This window comes from Chitinophaga sp. (genome assembly GCF_035761305.1).
Lineage (GTDB): Bacteria > Bacteroidota > Bacteroidia > Chitinophagales > Chitinophagaceae > Chitinophaga.
Map to the genome: position 1 here is coordinate 1 of NZ_DASTRI010000250.1, position 4997 is coordinate 4997.

4 protein-coding genes are annotated in these 4997 nt (G+C 48.2%); all 4 read left to right on the forward strand.

The window, feature by feature from the left end:
* Nucleotides 1–692, forward strand: a 692-nt coding sequence (locus tag VFS25_RS21070) for a RagB/SusD family nutrient uptake outer membrane protein (protein WP_326464157.1), incomplete at its 5' end; no start/stop codon positions are given.
* Nucleotides 693–797: 105 nt separating this feature from the next.
* The gene (locus VFS25_RS21075; RefSeq protein WP_326464158.1) at nt 798–1226 is read left to right on the forward strand and encodes a hypothetical protein; all 429 of its coding nucleotides are present in this window, start codon (nt 798–800) and stop codon (nt 1224–1226) included.
* 135 nt (nt 1227–1361) lie between these two features.
* On the forward strand, nt 1362–2366 hold the full coding sequence (locus VFS25_RS21080) for a hypothetical protein (protein ID WP_326464159.1): 1005 nt from the start codon (nt 1362–1364) through the stop codon (nt 2364–2366).
* Nucleotides 2367–2782: 416 nt separating this feature from the next.
* On the forward strand, nt 2783–4672 hold the full coding sequence (locus tag VFS25_RS21085) for an SPFH domain-containing protein (protein ID WP_326464160.1): 1890 nt from the start codon (nt 2783–2785) through the stop codon (nt 4670–4672).
* Nucleotides 4673–4997: the final 325 nt, after the last annotated feature.

The window sequence follows — 4997 nt, forward strand, 5'->3', positions numbered from 1 at the left end:
CGGCATTATCAACAACTGTAATCAACCAGGGTATATACCAGCTGGAAGATTCCCTGAACAACGTGTTCCTGAAAACCAGCCGGGAGGCCATCTGGCAGCTGATGCCTAATAATCCGGGAGTGAATACCTGGGAAGGCCGGAATTTTATACTCACCCAGGCGCCTGCAACAGAAGAATTTAACTCCACGGTATTAAGCCGGTATATGTTGCAGGCCTTTGAAGCAGGGGACAGGCGCCGCCGTAACTGGGTAGACAGCATTGCATTAGGCGCCTCGCAGGTGTATTACTTCGCGTATAAATACAAAAAGAAAGTTGATGCGGATATTACCGAGTATTCAATGGTATTGCGGTTTGCAGAACAATACCTTATACGGGCAGAGGCCCGTGCGCACCTGGATAACCCGCAGGGCGCAATAAACGATCTGAACTACATCCGCGAACGTGCAGGACTGCCTGCTATGAACGTTATGAACAATGATGATATATTAAAAGCCATTGCCCACGAGCGGCAGGTAGAGCTTTTTACTGAATGGGGACATCGTTGGCTGGACCTCAAACGCACCGGCCAGGCCAACGCTATACTGAACAATGAAAAGGGTACAAACTGGCAACCTACAGACACGCTTTATCCCATCCCACAAAATGAGCGGGCATTAAATCAAAATTTAACGCAAAACAAGGGGTACAATTAGATAAAAAAATCGAAGATAACTTGTAGATTAGCTGAAATATTATAAAAATATTTCTGATGTTGCCAGCTATTGGGGGGAAGCATTAACCAAGACACAAATTCGAGATTGTTACGTGAAAAACTTACTTACCGGGAGGGAAAATCCTGCGCATTTGTATTGCTTGTATACCAGAAAGCAAAGGGAATGTTTTTTGATATATCAACAAAAACAGGCCTGTCCCAAAACCTGCAAAACTTTAGGAACCAAGTCAATCACCTTCAACACAAATTTTCAGCTATGAAAAAGAAAGTAATCTTAACTGCCAGCACACTGGTGCTGGTGATTGCCGCTGCATTTATGACAAAAGCTAATGCCCGTTTCGATGCAATGTACACAGACAGCGTTAATCCTTCGCAATGCCAATATCCAGGATCATTGCCCGCATCCTGTACAATTACAAATACAGGTACTATTTGTACGGCTACGGCTGGCGCCAAAGTATATACTTTTTACCAGGGTACATCCTGTATAGTACCTTTCTACAAATCCTTTTAGTCAACTTTAATCAGCGTGAGCAAACATTAGCTGTAGGCTAACTTCGGATCTGTAAACAAGGTATTAATGTTCAACCGTCTATTTCGCTTACTCCGGCTGCGCCGGGGAAGGATTTGTATTGCTATTGCGTGCTTTATGCTGAGCATTGCTGCAATATGGGTGTTGTATATCGCATCGGATAAAATCAATCACCGGCCTAACGGGTTTATACGGCTTATTCCGCCGCACCGTGCTACCCCGGAAAAAATACTGGATGTTAAGTATAACTCCTATTACATTGCAGGAGCTACACCCACCCGTATTTTCCTGGGTAATTCCACGGCTCCCACTTATGTGCTCACCACCAGCTATGCGCTGTCGGACACAACGCATATGCGGCTGGCGCTGCCGCCCGGAACACAGCTGGTTGGCCCCGTCACCGTTCAGATCGACTCTCCGCACGTATACATGATGAGCGGCCTGCAGGGCGCGTTGCTACACACCGCCCTGCCAGATACCGCCCTGACCCGCCTTCCAGAAGGTCGCCGCCAGTTCTTTAACGCCCGTCCGCTGTCGCCTTCCACATTCATCCTGCGGATGTATGATAGCGCCTGGGACCAGAACATACTGGCCAAGCGTATCTCCGAAACAGCGTACATACGCCCTTCCCCGCCCGTGCTGGAGAAGCAGATAGACGGTATCTTCTGTACAGACGGAGCACTCTGTTACCATTTAAATACGGCAAGATTGGCGTACGTGTACTACTACCGTAACCAGTTTTTATGCATGGACACCAATTTGAACATTATTTACAAAGGCAGAACCATAGATACCGTTGCCCATGCCCGCATTAAAGTAGCTAAGCTGGTAGACCTGCAGCAAAGCACCGTAGCTTCGCCCTCCGGCGTAGTGAACCGCATGAGCTGCATGGACGACCGGTGGCTGTACATTAACTCGAAACTGATGGCCAATAACGAGCGCAAAGATGAATTTGACAAGGTGTCGGTAGTGGATGTATATTCCCTGAAAGACGGAACTTATCATTTCAGCTTTTATCTGCCCGATCTTGGCGATAAAAAAATGCACAGTTTCCGGGTATTCAACAAAACATTGGTTGCCCTGTACGACCACTATGTGTATACCTTCAGATTAAACTTTTAGCATAAGCTGAAGCAGCGTGGAAAAAAGCCGGATATTTATCCGGCTTTTTTTATGGCCGGCAGTAACGCCTTTGAAAGTCCTCACGCACCGCCAGCGGAATTGCGCATGCGCTTGTATTAAATTTCTTGCACAGATCAAAAAAAAGTATAAACTTTGTGCCGTAATAATAATTACAACTGTAAAATGAAAACAGACGATCATTGGATCAGCTTCATGGATGTTTTTGTTGCCCTCCGATTCAATACTTCACCCCCGGCTACCAGATAACAAACAGCTAAGGCTTCCGTAGTGTATAACAGGCTTATTGCGCCTGCGTTTACCCGTACCTTTTACTGCTTGCTGCTTTACAACCTTTACAGCAGCCGGCGGCCTGCTGGCTGCCCGCTGCATCACAATCATTATAAATCCCTAATTAAATGCAAAACACAGAAATCATCAGGTGGGTGCTGCTCATCGGCGTACCCTTTTTATGCCTTTTATTTTACCGGCTCATTTTACGTATATGCTTCGGTGTTGTAATAGTACCGGAAGACCGTATAGGCCTGGTTACAAAGAAATTTGTGCTCTTTGGCCGGCAGGAGCTGCCGGAAGGCCGCATTATTGCCCTTAACGGCGAAGCGGGTTTCCAGGCGCAAACATTAGCTCCCGGCGTGTACTTCTGGAAATGGATATGGCAGTACACTGTTACCTATGCGCCCTTTACCGTTATCCCAACCGGTAAAATAGGGCTGGTGCTGGCAAAAGACGGCGCCGAACTGGAAACAGGCGCCATACTAGCCCGCAAAGTGCCCTGCGATGCCTTCCAGGATGCCCGCGCCTTCCTGGAGAACGGCGGCCGTAAAGGCCGGCAAACCGCCATTATTACTCCCGGCTCTTACCGTATCAATACCTTTTTGTTTGAAGTAGAGATCACTGATATGGTAAGCATACCGGAAAATGCCGTGGGCATTGTTACCACGCTGGAAGGTAAAGCCATTGAAGAAGGCCAGATAGCCGGCAAACCCATTGCAGGGCATAACAAGTTCCAGGATATAGATACCTTTCTGGCAAACGGCGGCTATAAAGGTCTGCAGGAGCAGGTGGTGCTGGCCGGCTCATATTTCCTGAACCCCTGGTTTGCCAAAGTGGAAATGGTGCGCATGACCGAAATACCCATCGGCTATGTAGGTGTGGTGATCTCCTTCGTAGGCCAGGATGGGGAAGACGTGAGCGGTGCGGATTTTAAGCATGGCAACATTGTGGCCAAAGGCACCAAGGGCGTATGGTCGGAACCGTTAGGTCCGGGTAAATACCCCATTAACCCCTATATCATGAAAATTGAAATGGTGCCCACCACCAACCTGGTGCTGAACTGGGCCTCTGCACGCAGCGAAGCGCACCAGCTCGACAAGAACCTGTCTACCATAACCGTGCGCAGCAAAGACGGCTTTACCTTTAACCTGGACGTAGCGCAGATCATCCATATACCTGCCACCGAAGCGCCCAAGGTAATAGCGCGTTTCGGTAATATGAGCAACCTCGTTACGCAGGTGCTGGAACCTACCATTGGTAACTATTTCCGTAACTCTGCGCAGAACGCCGATGCCATTGACTTCCTCAAAAGCCGCAGGGAACGGCAGGAGAGCGCCAAGGCCCATATTGGCCTGGTGCTGGAACAGTACAACGTGTTTGGCGTAGATACGCTTATAGGCGACATTGTGCCGCCTGAAAGCCTCATGAAAACCCTTACCGACCGTAAGCTGGCAGAGGAGCAGAAGGTAACCTACGAAACCCAGATGAAGGCCCAGGAAACCCGGCAAACCCTCGAAAAGGAAACCGCCATTGCCGAAATGCAGAAGGAGATTGTAAAGGCCGACCAGGGCGTATTGATTGCCGAAAGAATTGCAGATGCCTCCGTAAAAAAAGCCACTGGTGACGCCAACAGCGTGCGCCTGCAGGCCAATGCAGAAGCAGACCGCTTAAAGCTGCTGGCCGGTGGTGAAGCGGAAAAAGTAAGGCTGCTGGCCAAAGCGGAAGCGGAACGCACAGAATTGCTGGCAAAGGCCGACGCGGAAAAAATATCCCTTACCGGTAATGCAGAAGCGGAAAAAATACTGGCCATCGGTAAATCCAGCGCAGAAGCCTACCGCCTGGCTGTAGAAGCCATGGGCGGCGATAACTTTACGCAGCTGAAAGTAATGGAGTCCATTGGCGCGCAGAACGTACGCATTATGCCGGATGTGCTCATAGGCGGCAATGACGGCGGCGGAGGCCCTATCAGCGGCCTGCTTGGCCTGCAGCTGTTAGAGCAGCTTCGCAAAAAATAATTAAGAATGAACAATGAATAATTAATAATAAACAGTGATGTGCGTTTGGGCATCGCTCTCTTATTAATTATTCGTTGTTCATTAGAATAATAGTGGATAATTAATAATTAATAATAACGGCGATGTGCACCCGGTATCACTGCTCCTTAGTACCACTCCCTGTTAATTATTAATTATTCATTATTAATTATAATGCGCTATCTTCGCTGCTTTACATTTTTTGATTATGCCTCCGACAGACAGCAGCAACACGATGTTTCAATTGGCGGCAGATTTTATTCAGCAAACCAACCGCCATATCTTTTTAACCGGCAAAGCCGGTACA